This window comes from Sinomonas flava, from assembly GCF_039531875.1.
GTDB classification, from domain to species: Bacteria; Actinomycetota; Actinomycetes; order Actinomycetales; family Micrococcaceae; genus Sinomonas; species Sinomonas flava.
Genome location: NZ_BAAAQW010000002.1, coordinates 197,583 through 222,374, shown reverse-complemented (window position 1 = coordinate 222,374; position 24,792 = coordinate 197,583). Strand labels below are relative to the sequence as shown.

24 protein-coding genes, 1 pseudogene and 1 riboswitch are annotated in these 24,792 nt (G+C 71.1%); of the genes and pseudogenes, 2 read left to right on the top strand and 23 right to left on the bottom strand.

The genetic code is table 11. The annotated features are described in order from the left end of the window. Window positions 1–33: 33 nt before the first annotated feature. From ABD298_RS01900 to hisI, 10 genes and pseudogenes are all read right to left on the bottom strand, one after another. On the bottom strand, window positions 34–1,491 hold the full coding sequence (locus tag ABD298_RS01900) for a glutamate synthase subunit beta (protein ID WP_344297938.1): 1,458 nt from the start codon (window positions 1,489–1,491) through the stop codon (window positions 34–36). Beyond that, window positions 1,484–6,091: a glutamate synthase large subunit gene (gene gltB / locus ABD298_RS01895; protein ID WP_344297936.1), complete on the bottom strand. Its 4,608-nt coding sequence runs from the start codon at window positions 6,089–6,091 to the stop codon at window positions 1,484–1,486. The genes ABD298_RS01900 and gltB overlap by 8 nt, the downstream gene beginning before the upstream one ends. 469 nt (window positions 6,092–6,560) lie before the next feature. Further along, window positions 6,561–7,463: pseudogene (gene lgt, locus ABD298_RS01890) on the bottom strand (prolipoprotein diacylglyceryl transferase); the annotation flags it as partial. A gap of 2 nt (window positions 7,464–7,465) precedes the next feature. Continuing rightward, window positions 7,466–8,275 carry a tryptophan synthase subunit alpha gene (gene trpA, locus ABD298_RS01885; protein WP_344297934.1) on the bottom strand — a complete coding sequence of 270 codons (810 nt, stop codon included), beginning with the start codon at window positions 8,273–8,275 and terminating at the stop codon, window positions 7,466–7,468. Continuing rightward, window positions 8,272–9,606 carry a tryptophan synthase subunit beta gene (trpB, locus tag ABD298_RS01880; protein ID WP_344298157.1) on the bottom strand — a complete coding sequence of 445 codons (1,335 nt, stop codon included), beginning with the start codon at window positions 9,604–9,606 and terminating at the stop codon, window positions 8,272–8,274. The genes trpA and trpB overlap by 4 nt, the downstream gene beginning before the upstream one ends. Window positions 9,607–9,751: 145 nt before the next feature. After that, window positions 9,752–10,579: an indole-3-glycerol phosphate synthase TrpC gene (gene trpC / locus ABD298_RS01875; RefSeq protein WP_344297932.1), complete on the bottom strand. Its 828-nt coding sequence runs from the start codon at window positions 10,577–10,579 to the stop codon at window positions 9,752–9,754. Further along, window positions 10,579–10,842, bottom strand: a complete 264-nt coding sequence (locus tag ABD298_RS01870) for an HGxxPAAW family protein (protein WP_344297930.1) — start codon at window positions 10,840–10,842, stop codon at window positions 10,579–10,581. The genes trpC and ABD298_RS01870 overlap by 1 nt, the downstream gene beginning before the upstream one ends. Window positions 10,843–10,917: 75 nt before the next feature. Then, window positions 10,918–11,568 (bottom strand): Trp biosynthesis-associated membrane protein, encoded by a 651-nt coding sequence (locus tag ABD298_RS01865; protein ID WP_344297928.1) that lies wholly within the window; start codon window positions 11,566–11,568, stop codon window positions 10,918–10,920. After that, complete coding sequence (locus ABD298_RS01860; protein ID WP_344297926.1) at window positions 11,561–13,126, bottom strand: anthranilate synthase component I; 1,566 nt, start codon at window positions 13,124–13,126, stop codon at window positions 11,561–11,563. The genes ABD298_RS01865 and ABD298_RS01860 overlap by 8 nt, the downstream gene beginning before the upstream one ends. A 55-nt stretch (window positions 13,127–13,181) precedes the next feature. After that, window positions 13,182–13,568 (bottom strand): phosphoribosyl-AMP cyclohydrolase, encoded by a 387-nt coding sequence (gene hisI, locus ABD298_RS01855; protein WP_344297924.1) that lies wholly within the window; start codon window positions 13,566–13,568, stop codon window positions 13,182–13,184. A gap of 89 nt (window positions 13,569–13,657) precedes the next feature. On the opposite strand from hisI, the gene ABD298_RS01850 reads away from it, so the two are divergent. Continuing rightward, complete coding sequence (locus ABD298_RS01850; protein WP_344297922.1) at window positions 13,658–14,302, top strand: TIGR03085 family metal-binding protein; 645 nt, start codon at window positions 13,658–13,660, stop codon at window positions 14,300–14,302. 39 nt (window positions 14,303–14,341) lie between these two features. Continuing rightward, window positions 14,342–14,866 (top strand): hypothetical protein, encoded by a 525-nt coding sequence (locus ABD298_RS01845; RefSeq protein WP_344297920.1) that lies wholly within the window; start codon window positions 14,342–14,344, stop codon window positions 14,864–14,866. A 37-nt stretch (window positions 14,867–14,903) separates the two neighbouring features. Here the strand turns inward: ABD298_RS01845 and hisF are convergent, their stop codons facing one another. From hisF to def, 13 genes are all read right to left on the bottom strand, one after another. After that, complete coding sequence (gene hisF / locus ABD298_RS01840; protein WP_344297918.1) at window positions 14,904–15,677, bottom strand: imidazole glycerol phosphate synthase subunit HisF; 774 nt, start codon at window positions 15,675–15,677, stop codon at window positions 14,904–14,906. Between the two features lie 13 nt (window positions 15,678–15,690). Next, complete coding sequence (gene hisG / locus ABD298_RS01835) at window positions 15,691–16,539, bottom strand: ATP phosphoribosyltransferase (protein WP_208712434.1); 849 nt, start codon at window positions 16,537–16,539, stop codon at window positions 15,691–15,693. An 81-nt stretch (window positions 16,540–16,620) separates the two neighbouring features. After that, window positions 16,621–16,884 carry a phosphoribosyl-ATP diphosphatase gene (locus tag ABD298_RS01830; protein ID WP_344297915.1) on the bottom strand — a complete coding sequence of 88 codons (264 nt, stop codon included), beginning with the start codon at window positions 16,882–16,884 and terminating at the stop codon, window positions 16,621–16,623. Window positions 16,885–16,982: 98 nt separating this feature from the next. Further along, complete coding sequence (ribH, locus tag ABD298_RS01825; protein ID WP_344297914.1) at window positions 16,983–17,456, bottom strand: 6,7-dimethyl-8-ribityllumazine synthase; 474 nt, start codon at window positions 17,454–17,456, stop codon at window positions 16,983–16,985. 57 nt (window positions 17,457–17,513) lie between these two features. Further along, the gene (ribA, locus tag ABD298_RS01820; protein WP_344297912.1) at window positions 17,514–18,191 is read right to left on the bottom strand and encodes a GTP cyclohydrolase II; all 678 of its coding nucleotides are present in this window, start codon (window positions 18,189–18,191) and stop codon (window positions 17,514–17,516) included. Next, the gene (ribB, locus tag ABD298_RS01815; protein WP_344297910.1) at window positions 18,188–18,835 is read right to left on the bottom strand and encodes a 3,4-dihydroxy-2-butanone-4-phosphate synthase; all 648 of its coding nucleotides are present in this window, start codon (window positions 18,833–18,835) and stop codon (window positions 18,188–18,190) included. Before ribB ends, ribA begins: the two co-directional genes overlap by 4 nt. Then, window positions 18,832–19,455 carry a riboflavin synthase gene (locus tag ABD298_RS01810; protein ID WP_344297908.1) on the bottom strand — a complete coding sequence of 208 codons (624 nt, stop codon included), beginning with the start codon at window positions 19,453–19,455 and terminating at the stop codon, window positions 18,832–18,834. Before ABD298_RS01810 ends, ribB begins: the two co-directional genes overlap by 4 nt. Next, on the bottom strand, window positions 19,455–20,498 hold the full coding sequence (ribD, locus tag ABD298_RS01805; RefSeq protein WP_344298156.1) for a bifunctional diaminohydroxyphosphoribosylaminopyrimidine deaminase/5-amino-6-(5-phosphoribosylamino)uracil reductase RibD: 1,044 nt from the start codon (window positions 20,496–20,498) through the stop codon (window positions 19,455–19,457). Before ribD ends, ABD298_RS01810 begins: the two co-directional genes overlap by 1 nt. Before the next feature lie 56 nt (window positions 20,499–20,554). Beyond that, the gene (locus ABD298_RS01800) at window positions 20,555–20,689 is read right to left on the bottom strand and encodes a hypothetical protein (protein WP_344297906.1); all 135 of its coding nucleotides are present in this window, start codon (window positions 20,687–20,689) and stop codon (window positions 20,555–20,557) included. A gap of 81 nt (window positions 20,690–20,770) precedes the next feature. Next, a riboswitch (FMN riboswitch) is annotated at window positions 20,771–20,911 on the bottom strand. 111 nt (window positions 20,912–21,022) lie between these two features. Beyond that, window positions 21,023–21,688 carry a ribulose-phosphate 3-epimerase gene (rpe, locus tag ABD298_RS01795; protein WP_344297904.1) on the bottom strand — a complete coding sequence of 222 codons (666 nt, stop codon included), beginning with the start codon at window positions 21,686–21,688 and terminating at the stop codon, window positions 21,023–21,025. Beyond that, the gene (locus ABD298_RS01790; RefSeq protein ID WP_344297902.1) at window positions 21,689–23,263 is read right to left on the bottom strand and encodes an RsmB/NOP family class I SAM-dependent RNA methyltransferase; all 1,575 of its coding nucleotides are present in this window, start codon (window positions 23,261–23,263) and stop codon (window positions 21,689–21,691) included. It lies immediately after the preceding gene. Then, window positions 23,260–24,180, bottom strand: coding sequence for a methionyl-tRNA formyltransferase (gene fmt, locus ABD298_RS01785; protein WP_344297900.1), 921 nt, complete (start codon window positions 24,178–24,180; stop codon window positions 23,260–23,262). The genes ABD298_RS01790 and fmt overlap by 4 nt, the downstream gene beginning before the upstream one ends. Continuing rightward, a complete protein-coding gene (def, locus tag ABD298_RS01780; protein WP_344297898.1) occupies window positions 24,177–24,764 on the bottom strand; it encodes a peptide deformylase in 588 nt (195 codons plus the stop codon). The genes fmt and def overlap by 4 nt, the downstream gene beginning before the upstream one ends. Window positions 24,765–24,792 lie beyond the last annotated feature (28 nt).

Sequence of the window (24,792 nt, the reverse complement as noted above, 5' to 3'; positions counted from 1 at the left end):
AGGCGGGGCGGACATGACCGCCCCGCCTGATGTCTAGAGGACGGCGATAGCGCGGTCCGTGGGGGCGACCGGAGCGGGAAGGCTGGTCGTGCCCATGAGGTGCCGGTCGACGGCGGCAGCGGCCGCGCGGCCTTCGGCGATCGCCCAGACGATGAGCGACTGGCCGCGCCCGGCATCGCCGGCAACGAAGATGCCGGGGACCTCGGTCATGTACGAGGCGTCGCGCTCCACGTTGCCGCGGGCGTCGAAGGGGGCGCTGACCTGCTCCGTGATGCCCGCCGGCTCGGCACCGGTGAAGCCGAGCGCCAGGAAGACGAGGTCGGCCGGGATGACCCGCTCGGTGCCGGCCTTCGGAAGGCGCTTCCCGTCGACGTACTCGGTCTCGGCGACCTTGAGGCCCGTGAGGCGCCCGTTCTCCCCCACGAACTCGACGGTCGACGCGAGGTAGGTGCGCTCACCGCCTTCCTCGTGGGCACTGGCCACCTCGAAGAGGTTCGGGAACATGGGCCAGGGCTGGTGCGCAGGACGCTCGGACGGGGGCTGCTTGCCGATGGCGAGCGTGGTCACGGACGCCGCCTGCTGGCGGTGCGCCGTGCCGATGCAGTCCGCTCCGGTGTCGCCGCCGCCGAGGATCACGACGTGCTTGCCGCGCGCATCGATCTGGTCCGGGACCGTCTCCCCGGCGCAGACCCGGTTGGCCTGTACGAGGTAGTCCATCGCGAAGTGGACGCCGTCCAGCCCGCGTCCGGGGATCGCCAGATCCCGCGGGACAGTCGCGCCGGTCGCGACCACGACCGCGTCGTACCGGCGGCGGAGCTGGTCCCAGCTCACGTCCTGGCCGACGGCCACGCCGGTGCGGAATCGCGTCCCCTCGGCCTTCATCTGGGCGAGGCGGCGGTCCAGCACCTCCTTCTCCATCTTGAAGTCGGGGATGCCGTAGCGCAGGAGGCCGCCGATCTTGTCGTCGCGCTCGTACACCGCCACCGTGTGCCCGACCCGGGTGAGCTGCTGCGCCGCGGCGAGCCCCGCGGGGCCCGAGCCGACGACGGCGACCGTCTTGCCCGTGAGGCGCGCCGGAGGAAGCGGCTCGACCCAGCCCTCGCCGAACGCCTCCTCGGCGATCGAGACCTCGATCTGCTTGATCGTCACAGCGGGCTGGTTGATGCCGAGGACGCACGAGCTCTCACACGGAGCGGGGCACAGCCGCCCGGTGAACTCGGGGAAGTTGTTGGTCGCATGCAGGCGCTCGGAGGCGTCTGCGCCCTTCCCGCGCCACGTCAGGTCGTTCCACTCGGGGATCAGGTTGCCGAGGGGGCAGCCATGGTGGCAGAACGGCACGCCGCAGTCCATGCAGCGGCCAGCCTGGCGCTTGAGGACACCCTTCTCCTGGGCTTCGTAGACTTCCTTCCAGTCCATGATGCGGACGGGAACGGGGCGCCGCGGCTGCGTCTCACGCTGCCGGACTTTCAGGAATCCGCGTGGGTCAGCCACCGGTCACCTCCAGGATGCGAGACCAAACTTCTTCGCCGTCCGGGTCCAGCCCCTCGTCGAGGGCGGCCAGACGGGTCTGCAGGACTGCTGCGTAGTCGCGCGGGAGGACCTTCGTGATCCTCGCCGCCGTGTCGTCGAAGTTCTCGAGCAGCCGCTGGGCAAGGGCCGACTCGGTCTCCTCGATGTGCTTCGCGAGGAGGGCGCGCACGATGTCGCGGTCCTCGTCGTCGAGCGCCAGGAGCGTGAGCTCTCCGGCGTCGAGGGCCTGCTTGTTGACGCGCTCGGGCTTGAGGTCCAGGACGAAGGCGGTTCCTCCGGACATGCCGGCGCCGAAGTTGCGCCCCGTGCGTCCGAGGATGAGGGCCTGCCCACCCGTCATGTACTCGCAGCCGTGGTCGCCGATGCCCTCGACGACGGCGGTGGCGCCCGAGTTGCGCACGAGGAACCGCTCGCCCACCTGGCCGCGCAGGAACAGCTCGCCGCTCGTCGCGCCGTAGCCGATGACGTTGCCCGCGATCACATTGCGCTCCGCGGGGAACACGTTCGTGCGGTCGGGACGGACGATCACCCGGCCGCCGGACAGGCCCTTGCCGACGTAGTCGTTCGAGTCGCCGAAGAGGCGCAGGGTGATCCCTGCCGGCAGGAAGGCCCCGAGGGACTGCCCGGCCGTGCCGGTGAGCGTGATGTCGATCGTGTCCGTCGCGAGGGTGTCGGTGCCGAACGCCTTCGTGACCGCGTGCCCGAGCATCGTCCCGACCGAGCGGTCGGTGTTCACCACGGGGAGGCTGATCTTGACCGGGCTGCGGTCATTGAGGGCATCCGCCGACATCTCGATGAGCTGCGCATCGAAGTGCTTCTCGAGTTCGTGGTTCTGCCCGGTCATGTTGCGCAGCGGGGCGTCCTCGTCGAAGTCGAGGCCGGTCAGGATGGGCGAGAGGTCCAGCCCCTCCGCCTTCCAGTGGTCGATCGCCTGACGCGTGTCCAGGAACTCGGAGTGGCCGATCGCCTCTTCGAGCGAGCGGAAGCCGAGCTCGGCGAGGATCTCGCGGATCTCCTCGGCGATGAACTCGAAGAAGTTCACCACGAACTCCGGCTTGCCGGAGAAGCGCGCCCGCAGCTCGGGGTTCTGCGTCGCGACGCCGACGGGGCAGGTGTCGAGGTGGCAGACGCGCATCATGATGCAGCCCGAGACGACGAGGGGCGCGGTCGCAAAGCCGTACTCCTCGGCGCCCAGCAGCGCCGCGATCACGACGTCGCGGCCGGTCTTGAGCTGGCCGTCGACCTGAACCACGACGCGGTCGCGGAGCCCGTTGAGCATGAGCGTCTGCTGCGTCTCGGCGAGCCCCAGCTCCCACGGAACGCCCGCGTGCTTGAGCGAGTTCAGCGGCGAGGCGCCGGTCCCGCCGTCGTGCCCGGAGACGAGCACGACGTCGGCCTTCGCCTTCGTGACGCCAGCAGCCACGGTGCCGATACCGACCTCGGAGACCAGCTTGACGTGCACGCGCGCGCTCGGGTTGGCCCGCTTGCAGTCGTAGATGAGCTGGGCGAGGTCCTCGATCGAGTAGATGTCGTGGTGCGGCGGCGGGGAGATGAGGGCCACGCCAGGGGTGGAGTGCCGTGTCCGGGCGACCCACGGGTAGACCTTCTGGGCCATGAGCTGGCCACCCTCACCGGGCTTGGCGCCCTGGGCCATCTTGATCTGGATGTCCGTGGCGTTCGTCAGGTACAGGCTCGTGACACCGAACCGGCCCGAGGCGACCTGCTTGATCGCGGAGCGCCGCTCCGGGTCCAGCAGGCGGTCGACGTCCTCGCCGCCCTCGCCGGTGTTCGACTTGCCGCCGAGGCGGTTCATCGCGATCGCGAGGGTCTCGTGGGCCTCCTTGGAGATCGAGCCGTAGCTCATGGCACCCGTGGAGAACCGCTTGACGATGCTCGAGACCGGTTCGACCTCCTCGATCGGGACCGCGGGGCGGACGCCGTCCTTGAACCGCAGCAGGCCCCGGAGGGTCATGAGGTTCCTGGACTGGTCGTCGACCCCGTTCGTGTACGCCTTGAACACGTCGTACCGGCGCTCGCGCGTGGAGTGCTGGAGCCGGAAGACGGTCTCGGGGTTGAAGAGGTGGGGCTCTCCGTCCCGGCGCCACTGGTACTCGCCACCGTTCAGGAGCGGCCGGTGGGCCTGCTCGACACCTGACGACGGGTACGCCATCTCGTGCCGCGCCGCGACCTCGGCAGCAATCACATCGAGCCCGACGCCGCCAAGCTGGCTGTGGGTGCCGGCGAAGAACTCGTCCACGAGGTCCTGCGACAGGCCGAGGGCCTCGAACGTCTGCGCGCCGCAGTACGACGCGACGGTCGAGATGCCCATCTTGGACATGATCTTCAGGACGCCCTTGCCGAGGCCCTTGATGAGGTTGTAGACGCCGTCCTCGGGGGTCACACCCGGGAGGTCGCCCGAGCGGATGAGCTCCTCGACGGACTCCATCGCCAGGTAGGGGTTCACGGCCGAGGCCCCATAGCCCAGGAGCACCGCGACGTGGTGCACCTCGCGGACGTCGCCGGCCTCGACGACGAGGGCGGTCTTGGTGCGGTTGGCACTGCGCAGCAGGTGGTGGTGGACCGCGGAGAGCAGCAGGAGCGACGGGATGGGCGCCCACTGGGCGTTCGAGTCGCGGTCCGAGAGGACGACGTACTGGACCCCGCGGTTGATCGCGCCCGAGACCTGCTCGCAGATCTCTGTCAGGCGCGCGCGCAGGGCGGTCTCGCCGCCCTCGGGCCGGTAGAGGCCGCGGATCTTGACGGCGATCCGGTCGCCTTCGTCATTCTCGATGTTCGCGATCTTCGCGAGCTGGTCGTTGTTGATGACCGGGAACGGCAGGATGACCTGCTTCTCCTTGACGCGCTCCGTGTTCAGGAGGTTGCCGTTGGGGCCGATCGCGCCGTTGAGACTCGTCACGAGCTCCTCGCGGATCGCATCGAGCGGCGGATTGGTCACCTGCGCGAAGGACTGCACGAAGTAGTCGAACAGGAGGCGCGGGCGCTTGGACAGGACGGCCACCGGGGTGTCCGAGCCCATCGCGCCGATCGGTTCGGCGCCCGTGCGGGCCATCGGCCCGACGAGGATGCGGAGCTCCTCCTGCGTGTACCCGAAGGTGCGCTGGCGGACGTTGACCGACTGGGGCGTGTGGACCACGTGCTCGCGCTCCGGCAGCTCGGCGAGCCGGATCACGTTCTGCTTGAGCCACTCGTCCCAGGGGTTCGAGCCGGAGATCTCTGCCTTGACCTCTTCGTCGTCGATGATCCGCCCCGCATCGGTGTCCACCACGAACATCTTCCCGGGCGAGACACGTCCCTTCTTGACGACCTTCGAGGGCACGACGTCGACCACGCCCACCTCGGACGCGAACACGACGAGCCCGTCCTCGGTCACCCAGTAGCGGCAGGGGCGGAGGCCATTGCGGTCCAGGGTCGCACCGACGACCGTGCCGTCGGTGAAAGAGACGGCAGCGGGGCCATCCCACGGCTCCATCAGGAGGGAGTGGTACTCGTAGAAGGCCCGGCGGGCGGGGTCCATCGAGGTGTGGTTCTCCCACGCCTCGGGGATCATCATCATGATCGAGTGCGTGATCGGACGGCCCGAGAGCCACAGGAGCTCCGCGACCTCGTCGAACGACGCCGAGTCCGACGCGCCCGGGGTGCAGATGGGGAAGAGCTCCTCCGGGGCGTCGCCCAGCAGCGGACTGCCCAGCTGCGACTGGCGTGCGCGCATCCAGTTGCGGTTGCCCTTGACGGTGTTGATCTCGCCGTTGTGCGCAATCGTCCGGAAGGGCTGCGCGAGCGGCCAGGACGGGAACGTGTTTGTGGAGAAGCGCGAGTGCACGATGGCGAGCTTCGTGGCGAAGCGGTCGTCGGAGAGGTCCGGGTAGAACGGCTCGAGCTGGGCCGTGGTGAGCATGCCCTTGTAGACGATCGTGCGTGAGGAGAGCGACGGGAAGTAGACGCCGTGCTTGTTCTGGGCCCGCTTCCGGATCCGCCAGGCGCGCCCGTCAAGGTCGTTGCGGCCGAGCTCCTCGCCGGTCGCCGAGCCGATGAACACCTGCTCGAAGTGCGGCATGCACGCCCGGGCCATCGCCCCGACGAGCTCCGCGACCACCGGGACAGTGCGCCAGCCCAGGACCTTCAGGCCTTCGGCCTCGGCGAGGGCCTCGATGCCGGCGCGCGCCGTCGCCGCCTCGCGCTCCTCGGCGGGGAGGAAGGCGATGCCGGCGGCGTACTGGTCGGCGGCCGGCAGCTCGAAGTCCACGACGGCGCGGAAGAACGCGTCGGGCAGCTGCGTGAGGAGGCCCGCGCCGTCGCCGGTGCCCTCATCGGCGCCGACGGCGCCGCGGTGCTCGAGCGCCCGCAGCGCGTGCAGCGCGGCGTCGACGATGTCATGCCCGGCTTCGCCGCGCAGCGTCGCGACGATCGCGAGACCGCAGGCGTCCTTCTCGGCGTCCGAGCGGTACATGCCGGCAGAGGCGGGCATGGCCGCAAACCGTTCGAAGGGCGAAAGCGCCCTTTCGGACTCCTGCTCGGCGGCGCCGTGGGTCGGGTGAGTCATGACGGAACGTCCTTCCTCCTGGTCGATTCGCGACAGGGGACAACGTTGGCCCCGCAATGCTGTGGCACGAGTGGGCACAGCAAGGCGCTGATTACTGGAAATTGTATGGCTGGCCCCTGCCCGGCGTCACAGGACGCCGCAGCATGACAGCCACACGGTGCCGGCCGTTCGATGCACTGTCCGTCGGAGCCGGGATGATCCACGTCATTGTGGGGACGAGCCGTCCGGGCGGTGGCCCAGCATGGTCCGGCTGCGGTCCCCTCCCGCAGCCGGTCGGCTTCCTCACGTCTCCCAAGCGGCCTTTGATGCGGGCCGCGGGTCGTCAGAGCCGTCTCGACTGACCGCCAGATTATCACGCCACCGCATTGCGAGACGGTGTGGTCCGCATGCCGGACATGACTGGCAGCGTACCGGCGCGGCCGTGCTAAGCGCGCGCCTGCGGAGCACCCGCCGTCGCCGGTTCCGCCGCCTCGCGCCCCGGCAGCGCCACGCCGTCGACCTCGCGGCCGCGGCGCACCGTCAGGACGATGAACACGACGAGCGAGACCGCGAAGACGAAGATCGACGTCCACACGTTGAGACGGGCCGTGATGCCCGCAAGGGTGACCATCTCGGCGTCGTCGATGCGCATGGCCTCGATCCATACGCGGCCCAGGGTGTAGTAGCAGGCATAGAGCCAGAACAGGCGGCCTCCGCGGAACCGCAGGCGCCGATCGAGCAGCAGGAGGATGACGACGCCGGCGAGGTTCCACAGCGACTCGTAGAGGAACGTCGGGTGGAAGAGTGTGCCGGGGGCGTAGCCGGGCGGGAAGTTCGGGTTGGCCGCATCGACCTCGAGCCCCCACGGGAGGTCCGTGGGGCCGCCGAAGAGTTCCTGGTTGAAGTAGTTGCCCCAGCGCCCGATTGCCTGCGCGAGCAGCAGGCCCGGCGCAGCCGCGTCGACGAACGCCGTGAGGCGCACATCCGCGCGCCGGCAGCCGATCCAGGCCCCGATGGCGCCGAGGGCGACCGCGCCCCAGATGCCGAGGCCGCCCTCCCACACGCGCGGGATCGCGCTGAGGTCCCCGGTGCCGTTGAAGCCGGGCCCGAAGTACCGGTCCGGCGAGGAGAACACGTGGTAGAGGCGGCCGCCGACGATGCCGGCGGGGATCGCCCAGACCGCGACGTCCCAGATAGCGTCAGTGCTGCCGCCGCGGGCCCTCCAGCGCCTGGCGGTGAGCCAGAGCCCGACGACGATTCCCGCGAGGATGCACAGCGCATACGCGTGGATGCGCAGGGCGCCCCATGGGAGCGGGATGTCGAATCCGGACCAGTCAGGGCTCGGGATCACAGCCGGCACCGCTGAGGCGGCGTCGGCCAGAGCCGCCGACACGCTCAGGTCCCGGCCGGCGCGGTGCGCGCGAGCCCGGAGCGCAGTTCGGCGGCGAGGTTCCCGACGGCGTCGGGGCCGCCCTCGCGCAGTGCACTGACGATCGCCGTGCCGACGATGACGCCGTCGGCGTAGGCGCCGATCTCGCGAACGTGCTCGGCGTTGGAGACGCCGAGGCCGACGCAGACCCGTTCGGCGCCGGCCGCCCTCGCGGACTCGACGACCTCCCGTGCGGCCGAGTCGACGGCGGTCCGGGCACCCGTCACGCCCATGAGGGACACCGCGTAGGTGAACCCGCGCGTCGCGGCGACCGTCATGGCCATCCGCTCCGGCGTGGTGGAGGGGGCGACGAGGAAGACCCGGTCGAGGCCGTACTTGTCGGACACCTCGATCCACTCGTGGGCCTCGTCCGGGATCAGGTCCGGCGTGATCAGGCCCGCTCCGCCGGCCTCGGCGAGGCGGCGGGCGAACTCGTCGACGCCCATCCGCATGACGGGGTTCCAGTAGGTCATGACCAGCACCGCGGTGCCGAGGTCAGCGGTGGCCTCGGTGACCGCCCTGACGACGTCGAAGACGCGCGCCACGTGGAAGCCGCTCGCGAGGGCCTGGGTCGTGGCGGCCTGGATGACGCTGCCGTCCATGACCGGGTCAGAGTACGGGATCCCGATCTCGATGACATCGGCGCCGTTGCGGGCGAGCGCGATAGCGGCGTCGATGCTCTCCTCGACGCTCGGGTAGCCGGCAGGTAGATAGCCGACCAGCGCGGCACGTCCCTCCGCCTTGGCCTTGTCGATGACGTCGGCGACCTTGCTCACGCGATGCCCTCCTCGGTGTCGTCCTCGCCGGCGGCCGCCGCGTCCTGCCCGCCCTGCGGCATGAAGCCCTTCGGGCGCCGCGTGGAGAGGGTGGTTCCCTTGACCTGGCCGTTCTCGTCGAGCATGCCGAACCATTCGGCAGCCGTCTGGACGTCCTTGTCGCCGCGGCCGGACAGGTTCACGATGATGATCTTCTCGTGGGGGTCCCCTTCCTCGGCGGCCAGACGCTGTCCGACCTTGATGGCCCCCGCGAGGGCGTGCGAGGACTCGATGGCGGGGATGATCCCTTCCGTCCGGCAGAGGAGGCTGAAGGCATCCATGGCCTCGGAGTCAGTGATCGGCTCATAGGTCACCCGGCCGATGTCGTGCAGGTAGGAGTGCTCCGGACCGACCCCGGGGTAGTCGAGGCCTGCGGAGATCGACTCGGACTCGACCGTCTGGCCGTCCTCGTCCTGCATGAGGTAAGTCCGGGCGCCGTGGAGCACCCCGGGGCGGCCGAGCGTGATGGTCGCGGCGTGGTGCCCTGTGGAGACCCCGCGTCCGCCGGCCTCGAGGCCGTAGAGCCGGACCGACGGGTCGTCGAGGAAGCCGTGGAAGATGCCGATGGCGTTGGACCCGCCGCCCACGCAGGCGCACACGGCGTCGGGGAGCCGGCCGGTCTGCGCGAGGATCTGCTCTCGGGCCTCCTCGCCGATGACTTCGTGGAAGAAGCGCACCATGGCGGGGAACGGGTGCGCGCCGGCGGCGGTCCCGAGGAGGTAGTGGGTGGTCTCGACGTTCGCGACCCAGTCCCGCAGGGCGTCGTTGATGGCGTCCTTGAGGGTCTGGGAACCGTTCGTGACGGGCACGACCTCGGCCCCGAGGAGCTGCATGCGGGCGACGTTGAGAGCCTGCCGGCGGCAGTCCTCCGCCCCCATGTACACGACGCACTCCATGCCGAGCAGTGCGGCCGCGGTCGCGCTCGCGACGCCGTGCTGGCCCGCGCCGGTCTCGGCGATGAGACGCGCCTTGCCCATGCGCCGCGCCAGGAGCGCCTGACCGAGGACGTTGTTGATCTTGTGCGAGCCCGTGTGGTTCAGGTCCTCGCGCTTGAGGAAGACCCGGACCCCGCCGGCGTGCTCCGAGAACCGCTTCGCCTCCGTCAGGAGGGAGGGGCGGCCGGAGTAGGTGCGGTTGAGATCGGCGATCTCCGCGAGGAACTCGGGATCCGCCTTGGCCTTCTCGAAGGTGTCCTCGAGCTCGTCGAGCGCCGCGATGAGCGACTCGGGCATCCATCGCCCGCCGTACGAGCCGAAGTAGGGGCCCGGCGCGTGGCGCAGGCTTCCCTTCAGGAAGGCGTCCGCAGCCGACTCGGCGGCCGCTCCGTCCGTCCTGACGTTGGATGCGTCCCCGGTGCCCGGGGCTGACGCTGGCGTCGTGTCGCCCACCAGTCCTACCTTCCTTCAGGCACGGCCCCGTGGGGGCCCTGCCGCGTTCTCAGTGCGCGCCCGGCCTGGCGGCGATGGCAGCCGCCCCCGCGCGCTTGAATTCCTGGATGCGGGCCCGAGGGTCACCGTGCGTGACGAGCGCCTCGCCCACGAGGATCGCGCCCGCGCCGTGCGCCGCATAGTAGGCAACGTCCTCGGGGCCGCGCACTCCGGACTCCGCGACGGCCACGGCGCCGTCGGGAAGACGGTCGGCCAGCCGGCCGAAGACGCCACGGTCGACGTCGAGCGTCTTGAGGTTGCGTACGTTGACGCCCACAATGCGGGCGTCGACGGCGGCAGCGCGGTCGATCTCGTCCTCGGTGTGGGTCTCCACGAGCGCCTCCATGCCCAGCGAGCGGGTCAGCTCGAGCAGGCCCGCGAGCCGCGCGTCGTCGAGCGCCGCGACGATGAGCAGCACGAGGTCGGCGCCGTGGGCCCGGGCCTCGTGGACCTGGTACTCCTCCACCGTGAAGTCCTTGCGCAGGAGCGGGATCCCGACCGCCGCGCGGACGGCGTCAAAGTCGGCGAGGCTGCCCCCGAAGCGGCGCTGCTCGGTGAGGACGCTGATGACGGACGCGCCGCCCTCGGCGTACCGGGCCGCGAGCGAGGCGGGGTCGGCGATGTCCGCGAGGGCGCCCTTCGACGGGCTCTGCCTCTTGACCTCGGCGATGACCCGCAGCTCACCGGCGGGCTGCCCGCCGCCGAGCGCCGCCCATGCGTCCAGGGCAGCGGGGCGGGCAGCCGCGGCCGCCTGGACCTCGGCCGCCGGGAGCAGGCGTTCACGCGCGGCGAGGTCCTCACGGACCCCGTCGATGATCTCGTCGAGGACGTTGGCCATCAGTGCTGGTTCTTGAGCTTGCTGCCGCCGACGCCGTAGCCGGCCTTCTTCATGGCCCAGCCGACGACGAGGCCAGCGGCGATGACGACAATGCCGGCCCAGAACACGATGCTGTTGGCGATCGCGAACCCGATGCAGGACACGATGGCGCCGAGCATCATGACGAACACGCACGTCCACGCCGCAGGGCTGTTGCCGTGGCCGAGGTCCTCGCCGTGGAGGACCTCGTTCGTGGTGGTCTGGGAAGCACGCGTGTTGCTCATCTCTTCGTCTCCTGAAGTCGGGGTACTACTGTCATTCTGCCACCTCCGGCAGGGCGCCGAGGACGTGGCAGGGGGTCAGTCGGTGGGGTCCTCGCCGCGGCTCAGGCTGTCCCAGCCGTCGATTCCGTCGACCGCGGACCGGCTTCCGTCGCTGCCCGTCCCTCCCCCGCCAGCGGCGGCCCTGCCGCGGGAGCCGGGGACGGCGGCGTCGTACCTCGTCCGGGTGGGCCAGTGGCGCGAGGCGACGAGGAGCGCGACGCCGGCGGCGCCCAGCAGCGCGCCGGCTGCTGCCGCGAGCGCCGGGAAGGCAGTGAGGCCGACGGCCGCGTCGGTGCCGGCAAGGCCGGTCGCCTGGGCGATCGAGCCTTCGGCGGCTGCACGCGGGTCGGCGAGGACTGCGAGGCATGCCGTCACGATGCCGACGCCCGCGAGGATCACGATGGCGCCGGAGATGGTCCTCCCGATCCGTCCCGCGACCGCCACGGCCAGCGTCCCCGCGAGGCCCACGAGGGCGAGGGCGGACACCGATGTGGCAGCCTTGCTCCCCTGTACCGCCAGGTGGGCGGTCCGCACGGCGGCGCCCCGGACTTCCGCGTCCAGCCAGGTCTGGGTCGTCGCGCCGAACGCCGCCAGCGCGAGCGCGACGGCGACCGTGACGATGATGGGCTTGCGGGCCCATCGTGGCGCGCCCCGCTCGGCGCGCTGGCTCCCGGCGGTGTCAGCCACGGTCGGCTCCTGCCTCCACAGGGGCAGGGGCGGAGGCTGGCCGGAGCGCCGACGCCGTGTGCACGGCCCGCAGGGGCGCCGCCGCCTTGTTCACGGACTCCTGGGCCTCCGCGGCCGGGTCGGAGTCGGCGACGATCCCGCCGCCGGACTGGACGTACGCCCGGCCACCGCGCAGCAGGGCCGTCCGGATGGCTATGGCCATGTCCATGTCCCCCGCGAAGTCGAAGTACCCGACCACCCCGCCGTAGACACCCCGTCGCACCGGCTCCACCTCGTCGAGGAGGCGCAGGGCGCGGGGTTTGGGGGCCCCAGACAAGGTGCCCGCGGGGAAGGTCGCGGCCAGGACGTCGTAGGCGCTCGCGTCCGGCCGGAGCTTGCCGTCCACGGTCGAGACGAGGTGCATGATGTGGCTGAACTTCTCGACGGCCATGAACTCGCTGACCTCCACGGTGCCCGGCCGGCAGACCTTGGAGAGGTCGTTCCGGGCGAGGTCCACGAGCATGAGGTGCTCCGCGCGCTCCTTCTCGTCCGCGAGCAGCTCGTCGGCGAGGGCCTTGTCCGCTTCGACGGTGGCTCCGCGCGGGCGGGAGCCGGCGATCGGATGGGTGACGACCTGCTCCCCGGTGACCGTCACGAGCGCCTCCGGCGAGGATCCCACGATCGAGTAGTCGCGGCCCTGCGCATCGACAAGGCTCAGCAGGTACATGTACGGGCTCGGGTTGGTGGTGCGCAGCACGCGGTACACGTCCAGCGGCGACGCGTCGTACTCGAGCTCGAAGCGGCGGGAGATGACGACCTGGAACACGTCGCCGTCATAGATCGCCTCCTTGCCGCGCGCAATGGCCTCGAGGTAGCCCTTCTCGCCCCACGCGTGGATGACCTTGTCCTGGTAGTCGCCGACCGGGCCCAGCACGCTCAGTGCGGGGTCGGCGCGGCGCAGGAGCGCCTCGAGCATGCGGCCGACCCGGTCCACGGCGTCCTGCCACGCCTCATCGACCCGCTCGTCGCTGTTGTCGAAGTTGATGGCGTTGGCGACGAGCGTCACCGTGCCGTCGACGTTGTCGTGCACGGCGAGATCGGTCACGAGGTTCATCGCGAGCTCGGGGAGGTCCATGTCGTCCTCGGGCGGAGTGAGGAGCTTCTCCCACCGGCGCACGGCCTCCCAACCGACGAATCCGACCATTCCGGAGGTCAGCGGCGGCAGGCCCTCGAACCGCTCGGTGCTCAGCGCGGCGACGGTGTCGCGCAGCGCCTCGAGCGGGTTGCCGGACGTCGGCACCCCGGCGGGCGGCTCCCCGATCCAGTGGGCGTCGCCGTCGCGGCTCGTGAGCGTCGCGCGGGACGCCGCCCCGATGAAGGAGTACCGCGACCACGCGCCGCCGACCGCGGCGGATTCGAAGAGGAAGGTGCCCGGTCTGCCGTCCGCGAGCTTGCGGTAGATGCTGATCGGCGTCTCAGCGTCCGCGAGGAGGCGCATCCGCACGGGCACGACCCGGCGGTGGGCCGCCACCGCGCGGAACTCCTCGAGGGTGGGGCTGATGGCTCCTAGGTCGTTCATGGCTGCAGTGTCGCTTTCGGTTCGCGGGTCCGTCGTGGTTCGTGGGGCGCGGGCTTCAGGACGCGTCGCCGACGACGGCGTCGAGGCGCCGGCCGTCGAAGCAGGTCCGCGTCCCGGTGTGGCAAGCGGCTCCGACCTGGTCGACGCGGACGAGGAGGGCGTCGCCGTCGCAGTCGAGGTCCACGGACTTCACCCACTGGACGTGGCCCGACGTGTCGCCCTTGCGCCAGTACTCCTGACGCGAACGCGACCAGAAGGTCACCCGGCCGGTCGTGAGGGTGCGGTTCAGCGCCTCGTCGTCCATCCAGCCGACCATGAGCACCTCATTGGTGTCGTGCTGCTGCACGACCGCGGCGACCAGACCGGCGTCGTCCCTCTTCAGGCGCGCGGCAAGGTCGGCGGGCAGCGGGCTGGACACGGGGGAGGTTCTCTGCTCAGACATCCCCTCAAGTCTAGTGGGCGCCGCTGCATGGACCGGGCCGCCCGCGGCGCGCCTGCACGCTTCGCGCGCGCGTGCTAGTTTCGGCATTGATGCATTTCAGCCACCTGTCGCGCGAAGTCCTGGCCGAGACGCTGCTCGCGGCCGGCCCTGATGCGCCCACGCTCTGCGAGGGCTGGGCCACTCGGCACCTCGCCGCCCACCTGTACCTGCGCGAGCGGAGCGCCCGCGTGGGCCTCGGCCTCGTCATCCCGGCGTGGCACGGTGCGTCGGACCGCGCGACAGAGCGGCTCGCGGCCAGGAATGCCACCCCCGAGCGGTTCGCGGAGATCGTCACGGCGTTCCGGGCGGGACCGCCTGCCCTCTCGCCCCTCCGCCTTGCCGCGGTGGACGAGGCCGCGAACCTTGCCGAGTTCTTCGTCCACACCGAGGACGTCCGGCGTGCCACCGACCGCTGGGCACCCCGGGCTCTCGACACCGCCTACGCGGACGCGCTGTGGGCCGAGCTCATCAAGCGGGCCGCCATCCTGTACCGTGGCGTCGACCTCGGCGTCGTCCTCGTGAGCACGGCGGGACCCCGCCACGTCGCGCGCCGAGCGGCCGTCTCCGTCGCGATCGTGGGTGACCCCGGCGAGCTCCTCCTGCATGCCTCAGGCCGCACGGCCCAGGCCCTCGTCACGTTCGAGGGGCAGCCAGACGCCGTCGCCCTGCTCGCGAGCTCCGAGGTCGGCCACTGAGCGGGCTGACACCCGCGTCCGGAGTGGCAGGATGGTCCCATGACTGACTTCGAGCCCTCCTGGGAGTCCATCGCCCCTCTGCTCGCCGCGCTCCACGGCCAGGAAGCGGAGTTCGACAACGGCGCACTCCTCATCGCCCCCACCACAGGCGCCGCGGGTTCCATCCTCTCCATGCACGACGGCGACGGCGCGGCTGACGCGACCCTCCTCGCCATCGGGACGGGCGACATCCCCCAGCCGCCGAAGCTGCCGGAGGGTGGCGGGATCGCCGAGGCGCCCCTGGGGGCGTACGACGCCGTCGAGCTCACGGTGTTCGGCCGGCCGGCGGTCAAGGGCAGAATCGCGTACGGCAGCTCGGTCGCCGCGGTGGGCGGCTTCGAGTTCGCGGTCGACGACGCCGAGGGGAGCCTGGGCGCCGCGGTCGTCTCGGCCCTAGCTGAGCAGGCCTTCCTGGAGGGCGCCGAATGGCTCGTCACGCTTGTCGAGGGCGACCCGGCGGAAGTGCCGGCGTTCCTCGGCGAGGGCTGGGCGCCCGCCGCGAGGCTCCGCAGGAGGCTGCAGTGAGCCGGGGCGCGCGCCCCGAGGCCCAGCGGACGGGGGCCTAGCGGACCGGGAAGCCGGCGTCGCGGATGGCTGCCTTGACTTGGGCGATCATGTCGTCCGGGCCGAAATGGAACATCGACGCGGCGAGCACGGCGTCCGCGCCGGCCTCGATCGCCGGCGGGAAGTGCTCGGGCACACCGGCACCGCCCGAGGCGATGATCGGGACCTTGACGGCGGCTCGGATGAGCCGGATGAGCTCCAGGTCGAAGCCCTCCTTGGTGCCGTCGGCGTCGATCGAGTTCAGCAGGATCTCCCCCACGCCCCGGTCCGCCGCCTCCTTGGCCCACGCCACGGCGTCGATGCCGGTTCCCCGACGACCGCCGTGGGTCGTGACCTCGAAGCCGGACGCCGTCACGGTACCCTCCTGGACGCGACGGGCATCGACGGAGAGGACGAGGACCTGGGAGCCGAAGTGGCGGGTGATCTCGTCGATGACGTCAGGCCGGGCGATCGCCGCGGTGTTGATCGACGCCTTGTCCGCGCCCTCGCGGAGGAGGCGGTCGACGTCGTCCACTCGCCGCACGCCGCCGCCGACGGTGAGCGGGATGAAGACTTCCTCGGCGGTGCGGCGGACGACATCGAAGGTGGTCTGCCGGTCGGACGAGGACGCGGTGACGTCGAGGAACGTGAGCTCGTCAGCCCCGCCGTTGTCGTAGCGGTGGGCGAGGGCGACTGGATCGCCGGCGTCGCGGAGGTCCTGGAAGTTGACCCCCTTGACGACCCGCCCGGCGTCGACGTCGAGGCATGGGATCACACGGACGGCAACAGACATGTGGCGTCCTTCCTCAGATGCGGCAGGCGTGGATGCTGCTGACGAGGATGGCGCGGGCGCCGAGGTCGTACAGCTCGTCCATGATCCGGTTGGTCTCGCGCTTGGGCACCATCGAGCGGACCGCCACCCATTCCGAGTCCCGCAGCGGCGAGACCGTCGGCGACTCGAGCCCGGGGGTGAGCGCGGCGGCCTGCTCGACGAGGTCCTTGCGGATGTCGTAGTCCATGAGCACGTACTGGCGGGCCACGAGGACGCCCTGGAGACGGCGGATGAGAACGTCGATCGCCGGCAGGCTGTGCCCGCTGCGGCCGATGAGGACTGCCTCCGACTTCAGGAGCGGCTCGCCGAACACGTCCATGCCGGCGGCCTTGAGCGTGCTGCCGGTCTCGACGACGTCCGCGATCGCATCCGCGACGCCGAGGCGAACCGACGACTCGACGGCGCCGTCCAGCCGGACCACACGGGACGCTGCGATGCCGCGCTCACCGAGGTACCGGCGCACGAGGCCGTCGTAGCTCGTCGCGATCCGCTTCCCCTCGAGGTCCTCGAGCTTGGTGAACTGGCCGACCGGGCCGGCGAAGCGGAACGTCGAGGAGGCGAAGCCGAGGCCGAGCAGCTCCTCGGCCTCCACCTCGGCGTCGAGCAGGAGGTCGCGGCCGGTGATGCCCACGTCGAGGGTGCCGCGGCCCACGTAGACCGCGATGTCCCGGGGCCGCAGGTAGAAGAACTCGATGTCGTTGTCCGGGTCGACCATGACGAGTTCGCGGCCGCCTTCGCGACGCTGGCGGTAGCCGGCCTCGGAGAGCATCGACGAGGCGGCTTCGGACAGGGATCCCTTGTTCGGGACGGCTACACGGAGCATTGAGGGGCTTTCTGGGCGTGTGGACGTGGGGAGGGCGGCTGATGCCGCGGTTGCCCGCCGGGGATTCGGCGGGCGCCGCGGCTACAGATGACGGTAGACGTCCTGCAGCGTGAACCCCTTGGCCAGCATGAGCACCTGGACGTGGTAGAGGAGCTGGGAGATCTCCTCGGCCGCAGCCTCGTCCGACTCGTACTCGGCAGCCATCCAGACTTCAGCGGCCTCTTCGACGATCTTCTTGCCGATGCCGTGCACTCCGGACTCCAGTTCGGCGACGGTGCGCGATCCGGCCGGGCGCTTCGCGGCCTTCTCGCTGAGCTCGGCGAACAGTGTCTCGAAATCTTTCACGACCCAAGACTACTGGAGCCGGACGGCACGCCCGCCCCCCGATGGCTCTGTGAACCGCGGCCTGTGAGAGACGCCACAGCCGCGCCGAGGCGTGCGGCTCAGAGGCCGCGCAGGGTCTGGGCCGTCAGCAGGGCCGCGGTGACAGCCTCGTGGCCCTTGTCCTCGGAGGAGCCTTCGAGGCCGGCCCGGTCGATGCCCTGCTGCTCGGTGTCGCACGTGAGCACGCCGAACCCGATCGGGACCCCGGTGCGCACGCTCACGTCTGTCAGGCCCACCGTCGCTGCCTCGCACACGTACTCGAAGTGCGGGGTGCCTCCACGGATGACGACGCCGAGCGCCACCACCGCGTCGTGGCTGGCGGCGAGCTTCGCCGCGGCGACCGGGAGCTCGAAGGCCCCCGGCACCCGCACGACGGTCGGAGAGCCGATGCCGGCCTCGCCGGCCGCACGCAGGGCGCCGTCGAGGAGTCCGTCCATGATCTGGGTGTGCCAGCTCGCGGCGACGATCGCGAGCTTCAGGCCTGCGAGGTCGGGGTTGTCGAGGGCAAGGGTGGGCGCGCCGTGTCCGCTCACGTGGTGGGGCTCCTTCTGTCGTGTGGGGGTCTGGGGTCGTCGAAGGACGGGAGGCTGTCAGTCAGCCGCGCGCTGGCGTCGCGGACCGGTGGCCGCGCGCACCTCGAGGGTGAGGCGGTGGTCCATGCGGTCCTTCTTGGTCTGCAGGTAGCGGAGGTTCTCGGCTCGGGAGGGCACCTCGGTGGGCACCATCTCCACGATCACGACGCCGGCGTCTGCCAGACGGTGCTTCTTGTCGGGATTGTTGCTCAGGAGCCGGATCCGGGTGAGGCCCATCTCGGCGAGGATCTGGGCAGCGGCGCGGTACGAGCGTGCGTCGACGGGCAGGCCGAGCTGCTCGTTGGCCTCGACCGTGTCGAAGCCGGCCTCCTGGAGGGCGTAGGCCTTGATCTTGTTGGCCAGGCCGATGCCGCGGCCCTCCTGGCCGCGAAGGTAGAGCAGTGTGCCACCCTCCTGGCCGATCTTCTCGAGGGCGTAGGCAAGCTGTTCGCCGCAGTCGCAACGGTACGAGCCGAAGACGTCCCCTGTCAGGCATTCTGAGTGGAGGCGCACGAGCGGCGCCGCGCCGTCCACAGGTGCCATCGGTGAACTGACCGCGAAGTGCTCGACTCCCGTCTCCTCGTCGACCCAGGCCTGGGCGACGAAATCGCCAAAGGCGGTGGGCAACTTCACGATCGGACCCCCTGAGACGGGATGCGGTCGGTGCACGTCGTGGGGGGACTGCCGCTTGGTCATGAGACTCCTCCCTGCCCGCCGCCTGCGGCGACGAACGCTGACAGCTCCTCGATCGAGATGAGCGGGCAGCCGTGCGCGTCCGCGAACTCGCGGAGCGCCGGAAGCCTCATCATCTCGCCGTCGTCGTGCACGACTTCGGCGATGACGCCCACGGGCGCCAGACCGGCGAGGCGGCAGAGCTCGACCGCCGCTTCGGTATGGCCCGGCCGGGCCAGCACACCACCGTCAACCGCCCGCAGGGGGAATATATGCCCCGGCCGGCTGAAGTCGGCGGCCGTCGAAGACGGCGAGGCGAGTGCCGCGACGGTCTGGGACCGCGCGGTCGCGCTGATGCCGGTGCCCGTGCCGATGAGGTCGCAGGAGACGGTGTAGGCCGTTCCCTTGGCGTCCTGATTGTCGGCCACCATCGGGGGAAGCGCGAGCCGTTCCGCGGTCGCGCCGTCCATGGGCGCGCAGACCACTCCCGAGCTGTAGCGGATGGTCCAGCCCATGAGCGCTGGCGTCGAGTGCTGCGCGGCGAAGATGATGTCGCCTTCGTTCTCGCGGTTCTCGTCATCGACCACGAGGACGGGCTTCCCCGAACGGAAGGCGTCGACCGCGGCGCTGACCGGTTCGAGGCGGATGGCCTGTGCGGGGGCGCTCACAGCTGGGCCCCCTCACGCGAGAAGGAGAGCAGGCGGGCCGTGTACTTCGCGAGGACGTCGACCTCGAGGTTGACGGGTGCGCCAACCGCCTTCGCTCCGAGGCCCGTGTCGGCGAGGGTCGCCGGAATGAGGCCGACCTCGACCCACTGCTCCTTCTCCCCCGCCGGACTCACGGCAGTGACGGTGAGCGACACGCCGTCGATCGCGATGGAGCCCTTCTCGGCGATGTACGGCGCGAGGCTGGCGGGCACGGAGAACCTCAGCCGGTGCCAGGCCGCCTGGGGCTCACGCTCGACGAGCGCGCCGACGCCATCGACGTGGCCTTGGACAACGTGCCCGTCGAGGCGGCCGCCTGCCGGGACGCAGCGCTCGAGATTGACCGCGTCGCCGGCCTTGAGGGTGCCGATAGTCGTGCGGGCGAGGGACTCCCCCATCACATCGACGGTGAAGCGCTGGCCGTCGTTGGTCACGGCTGTCAGGCAGCATCCGTCGACGGCGATTGAGCCGCCGAGGGGGAGGTCGCGGGCGAGCGTCGGCGCGCTGAGCGTGAGGACCGCGCTGCCGTCGGCCGAGCGCACCTCTTCAATGGTCCCGCGCTCGGCGATGATTCCGGTGAACATCAGTGGGTCTCCTTGGAGCTGTCGTCCGCGGCGGCCGGCGCCGCGGGTGCGAGATGGAAGCGGACGTCCGCGCCGAGGCGGCGGACGGACCCGCCGTCGGCCTCGTCCCAGCGCCAGTGCTGGGCATCGGCGAGCGTGCGGACGCCGAGGTCGGCCACGGCGTTCTTGCCGGAGCCGAGGATCGTCGGGGCCTGGTAGACGATGAGCTCGTCGACGAGGCCCGCTGAGAGGAAGGCCGCGATGACGCGGGACCCGCCCTCCACCATGAGGTGCCGGACTCCGGCCGCGAAGAGCTCGACGAGAGCCTCGGCGGGGTTCTGGGTCCGGAGGTGGACGAAACGGCCGTCGGAACCGCGCACGGCTGCGTCCTCAGGCACGTCGCGCAGGCCCATGACGGCGCGCAGCGGCTGGTGGGCCAGGAGCGACCCATCCTCGGCGCGCGCGGTGAGCCTCGGGTTGTCCACCGCGACGGTCTGGCTCCCCACGAGGATCGCGTCGATGCGCGAGCGCGTCGCGTGGTTGTCCGCGAGGGACTCCGGGCACGTGATCCACTGGCTCGTCCCGTCCTCGGCGGCAATCCGCGAGTCGAGGGTCTGCGCGATGTGCAGGGTCACGAACGGCCGGCGCCCTGCGACCGCCTCGAGCCAGCGCCGGTTCAGCTCGGCAGACTCCGCTGAGAGAGCGCCCGACTCGACGTCGACGCCTGCTGAGCGCAGCGTCCGGGCGCCGCCGCTCGCGATGTCGTGGGGGTCGTCGATGGCGTAGACGACGCGCGCAATCCCGGCGCCGATGATCGCCTGTGCACAGGGCCCGGTGCGGCCTGTGTGGTTGCACGGCTCAAGCGTGACGTACATGGTCGACCCAGTCAGGTCCACGCCGTCGCGCGCGGCGTTGGCGATCGCGTCAGCCTCGGCGTGAGCGGTTCCCGCCCCGCGGTGGTACCCGGTCGCCAGCGTCGTCCCGTCGCGTCCGACGGCGACCGCCCCCACGAGCGGGTTCGCTCCCCTGACGCCGTGGGAGGCGAGCGCGAGCGCCCGCTGCATGTGTGCGAGGTCCTCGGCCGGCCAGTGGGCGCGGAGGGCCTCGGGAGATAGGGCGCTCACGCGGCCACCTCCCGGCTGTGCCACGTCATGGGCCCGACGCCGGATCGGGGCCTGAGGCCCACCTCGCGTGCGTGGAAGGCGGATCCCATCAGGGGGATCCGCGCTGTCAAGAGCCACTGCATGAAGTCCATCGCAACCTCCTTTTCCTTCACCGCAGCGGCTCCGGGGTTGCGACAGATGCGGCGCCGCCGATGACGGCGCACCGCACACTGCACGTGCTTCTCCCATCCAGACTCTAACTGTCGGTGCCGGAATTCCACCGGCTCAACCGACGTCCCTGCTCGGATGAGCTGGGCCGCCGGGTCGCGGACTGTCACCGCCGGTTCGGACTTTCACCGACCCCGGAGCACGTTTCGTTTGCTATCTGGCCGTGTGGCGCCTGCTTCGATGACAGTTCAACCAAACGACCAGTGACATTCTGACATATCAGGAGCGCTTTTACGCATGCGCCACGTCACAGAGGGTCAGCGGCGAGCGGCGGCCCGGGCGAGTCCGCGGAGCTTCTCGACGGCGGCGCCGGGATCGTCAGCGCCGTAGACCGCGGAACCAGCCACGAAGACATCGGCTCCGGCCTCCGCCGCGCGCTCGATGGTCGCCTCGGAGATGCCGCCGTCGACCTGGATCCCCACCTTCGCCCCGCTGCCGTCGACGGCGGCGCGGGCGCGACGGATCTTGGGCAGGGTCACGTCGAGGAACGATTGGCCTCCGAAGCCCGGCTCGACGGTCATGACGAGGAGCATGTCAAGCTCGGCCAGCATGTCGAGGTAGGGCTCGACGGCGGTGGCGGGGCGCAGTGCCATGCCGGCCTTGGAACCCCGGGCGCGGAGTTCGCGTGCAAGCTTGATGGGGGCCGTGGCGGCCTCGGCGTGGAAGGTGACCGACGCGAGGCCGAGGTCCGCGTAGAGCGGCGCCCAGCGGTCGGCGTCGGCAATCATCAGGTGGGCGTCGAGCGGGACCGGGCTGACCGCTTGGAGCCGCTGGACCACCGGAAGGCCTAGGGTGAGGTTCGGCACGAAGTGGTTGTCCATGACGTCCACGTGGACGGCGTCCGCCGTCGAGATCCTGGCCAGTTCGGCCTCGAGGTTCACGAAGTCGGCGGAGAGGATGCTCGGGTGGATGCTGCAGGTCACTCAGGACTCCTTGGTCGGCGCGCCGGTGGATGAGCGGCTCGTGGACGGATCGCTGGACGGAAGCTTGCGGAAGAGCGCCAAGAACATCGCATCGGTCGCGTGGACGTGCGGCCACAGCTGCGCGGTGCCGTCGTGGCCGGCTTCCAGGGGCCGCAGCGCCACCGCGTCCAGCGCTTCGCCGGCGTCGAGGAGTTCGACGTCCGATCGGCGCCTGAGTGCGTCCTGGACGACGACCGTAGTCTCGGCCGGGTGCGGCGAGCACGTCACGTAGCCCACGACGCCGCCCGGTGCCGTAGCGTCGATCGCCGAGTCCAGCAGGGCCCGCTGGAGCGGACCCAGTTCGGCGAGGTCGTTCGGGGTGCGACGCCACCGTGACTCCGGCCGTCGGCGGAGGGCTCCGAGCCCGGTGCAGGGCACGTCTGCGATGACGCGGTCGAACTGGGCCGGCTGTTCGCGCCCGAGCTCGCGGCCGTCGCCCAGACGCACTGCCCATGACTCCCCCGGTACGGGCCGCAGTGCCTGCCGCACGAGGTCGGCCCGGTGGGGCGCAGCCTCGTTCGCGAGCAAAGTCGCCCCTCGCTGCGCGGCGAGGGCCCCGAGCAGCGCGGCCTTCCCGCCCGGTCCGGCGCACAGGTCGAGCCACCGCTCATGGTGGGCTGCGGCGTCCTCCGCGGCCTTGCCCGCGAGGGGCGCCGAGGCGACGGCGCGGGCAACGAGCTGCGACCCGACGTCCTGGATGCGCAGCGTCCCCGTGCGCACGGACGACCACCGTCCGAGGTCTCCCCCGCCCGAGAGGGCGGAGTCGTCCACGAGGCTGCCTCGCTCGGCACCGTCCTCGAGCGCTTCAGCCAGCGACCCGAGCCCGGGAAGGGCGACGAGGTTGACGACCGGAGCAGCGTTGTCGGCTTCGAGGAGTTCGTCAATCTCGGCGGGCGGGCGCCCGTGGGCGACGAGGGACTGCCTCAGCGCTCGGACGATCCATGCGGGGTGCGCATGGCGGAGCGCGTCCCGCTCGGTGTCGTCGGCCACGTCCGCCTCGAGCTCGTGGAGCCACCCGTCCAGCGTGCGCTCGCTCACGCGGCGCAGGACAGCGTTGACGAGGGAAGCAGGGCCGGCGCCGACGACCGCGCGGACGAGGCCGACGGTCGTGTCGAGGGCCGCATGCGGCGGCACCCGCATCCCTAGGAGCTGGTGGGCCCCGAGGCGGAGGGCGTCGAGGACCGCGGGATCGAGCTGTGTGAGGGGCCGGTCCACGCAGCGCGCCAGCACGGCGTCGAGGGTGCCCCGCCCGCGCAGCGCGCCATAGGCAAGTTCAGTGGCGAAGGCGGCATCCCTCCCGGCGAGCCGATGGTGCCGGATGCGTGCGGGGAGGACGAGGTTCGCGTAGGCATCCTCGGACGAGACGGCGCGGAGGACCTCGAAGGCCACGAGGCGGGCCGGATCCGCGCGGCGTGTACGCTGGCTCGGCGCCGTCCGGCTCTGCTGCCGCTGTCCCTGGCCCCGGTTGCGCTCGCGGCCCTGGGCGTCACGGCGCGACGGCCGGCCGCCTGACCCCCGGTGTTCCCGTTCGCTCATCCGAGCACCTTCCCTTCGATATCGCCGGCGCCCCGCGCCCAGTCAGCCGCGCCCATCATCTTCTTTCCGGCCGGCTGGACCCTCGTGAGCTCGAGGGCGTGCGTGCCCGTCCCGACGACGAGCGCCTTCCCGGCCCACGCGAGGCGTCCCGGCGCCACCCCCTCCACGTCGGGACGGAGGCGGGGCGGCTCGAGCTTGAAGCGCTGCCCGTCGAGGAGCGTCCATGCCCCGGGCTCCGGGGTCACTCCGCGCGCCCGGCGGTGCAGGGCGACAGCCGGCTGAGACCAGTCGAGGTGCCCGTCCTGGAGCGTCAGCTTGGGCGCGAAGGTCGGATCTCCGGCCTGTGCCTGAGGTTCGAGCCGGCCCGACGCAATGCCCTCGAGCGTGGCCACCAGGAGCTTCGCGCCGCTCGACGCGAGCTCGGCGAACAGCTCGCCGCTGGTCGCCTCAGGACTGGGGGTCACCGCGAGCGTGCCGTAGACCGGCCCGGTGTCCAGCCCTTGCTCGAGCCTGAACGTCGAGGCACCCACTACGTCGTCGCCGTGGATGACCGAGTGCTGCAGGGGTGCTGCGCCACGCCACGCAGGCAGGAGGGAGAAGTGCAGGTTCACCCATCCGTGCGGCGGAACGGCCAGTGCCGACGGGGGAATGATGCCGCCGTACGCGACGATCGCTGCAGCCTCGGGTGCCCACCCGGCGATCTTGCGCGTGACCTCCTCGGTCACGCGCGCGGCCTTGACCACGGGGATCCCGAGCTCTGCGGCACGGGCGGCGACCGGCGACGGGGTCAGAACCCGCTTCCGGCCGACGGGTGCGTCCGGGCGCGTCAGCACGCCGGCGATGTCGAACCCGGCCGCCGCGAGTGCGTCGAGCGAAGGGACGGCGACCTGCGGGGTCCCGGCGAAGACGATCCTCATGCGGTGGCGCCAGCGCCGAAGGCTGCGCCCTGGCCGGAGCCGAACGCTGATCCCACGTGCGACGCGCGCTTCGTCACCGTGGCGTTGGCCACCGAGCGGTAGTCCAGGGCGCGGATGGCCCGCAGGGCAGCCTTCCGGTCCTCGCCCTCGAGCCTGTCCGGGAAGAGGATCCCGTCGAGGTGGTCCGTCTCGTGCTGCGCGATCCGTGCGAGGAGGCCCTCGGCGTCGAACTCGAGGGGGTTGCCGTCTGCATCGGACCCCTTCACGTGGGCCCTCGCACGGCGGCGGACCGGGAAGGCGACGCCGGGGATGCTCAGGCAGCCCTCGACGGCGTCGTCCTGGTCGTCGTCGGAGAGTTCGAGGACGGGATTCACGATGTGCCCACGGCGGCCATCGCATTGGTAGGTGAACACGCGCTGGCTCACACCCACCTGCGGGGCGGCGAGTCCGGCCCCGTCGACGTCCTCCATCGTCTCCATCATGTCGTCCACGAGGCGGCGCAGGCCTGGGCCGAAGTCGGTGACGGGCTCCGCAACGGTGCGCAGCACTGGGTCGCCGATGATCCTGATGGGCAGGATGGCCATGCAATCAAACCTTTCGGGTGGTATAGGG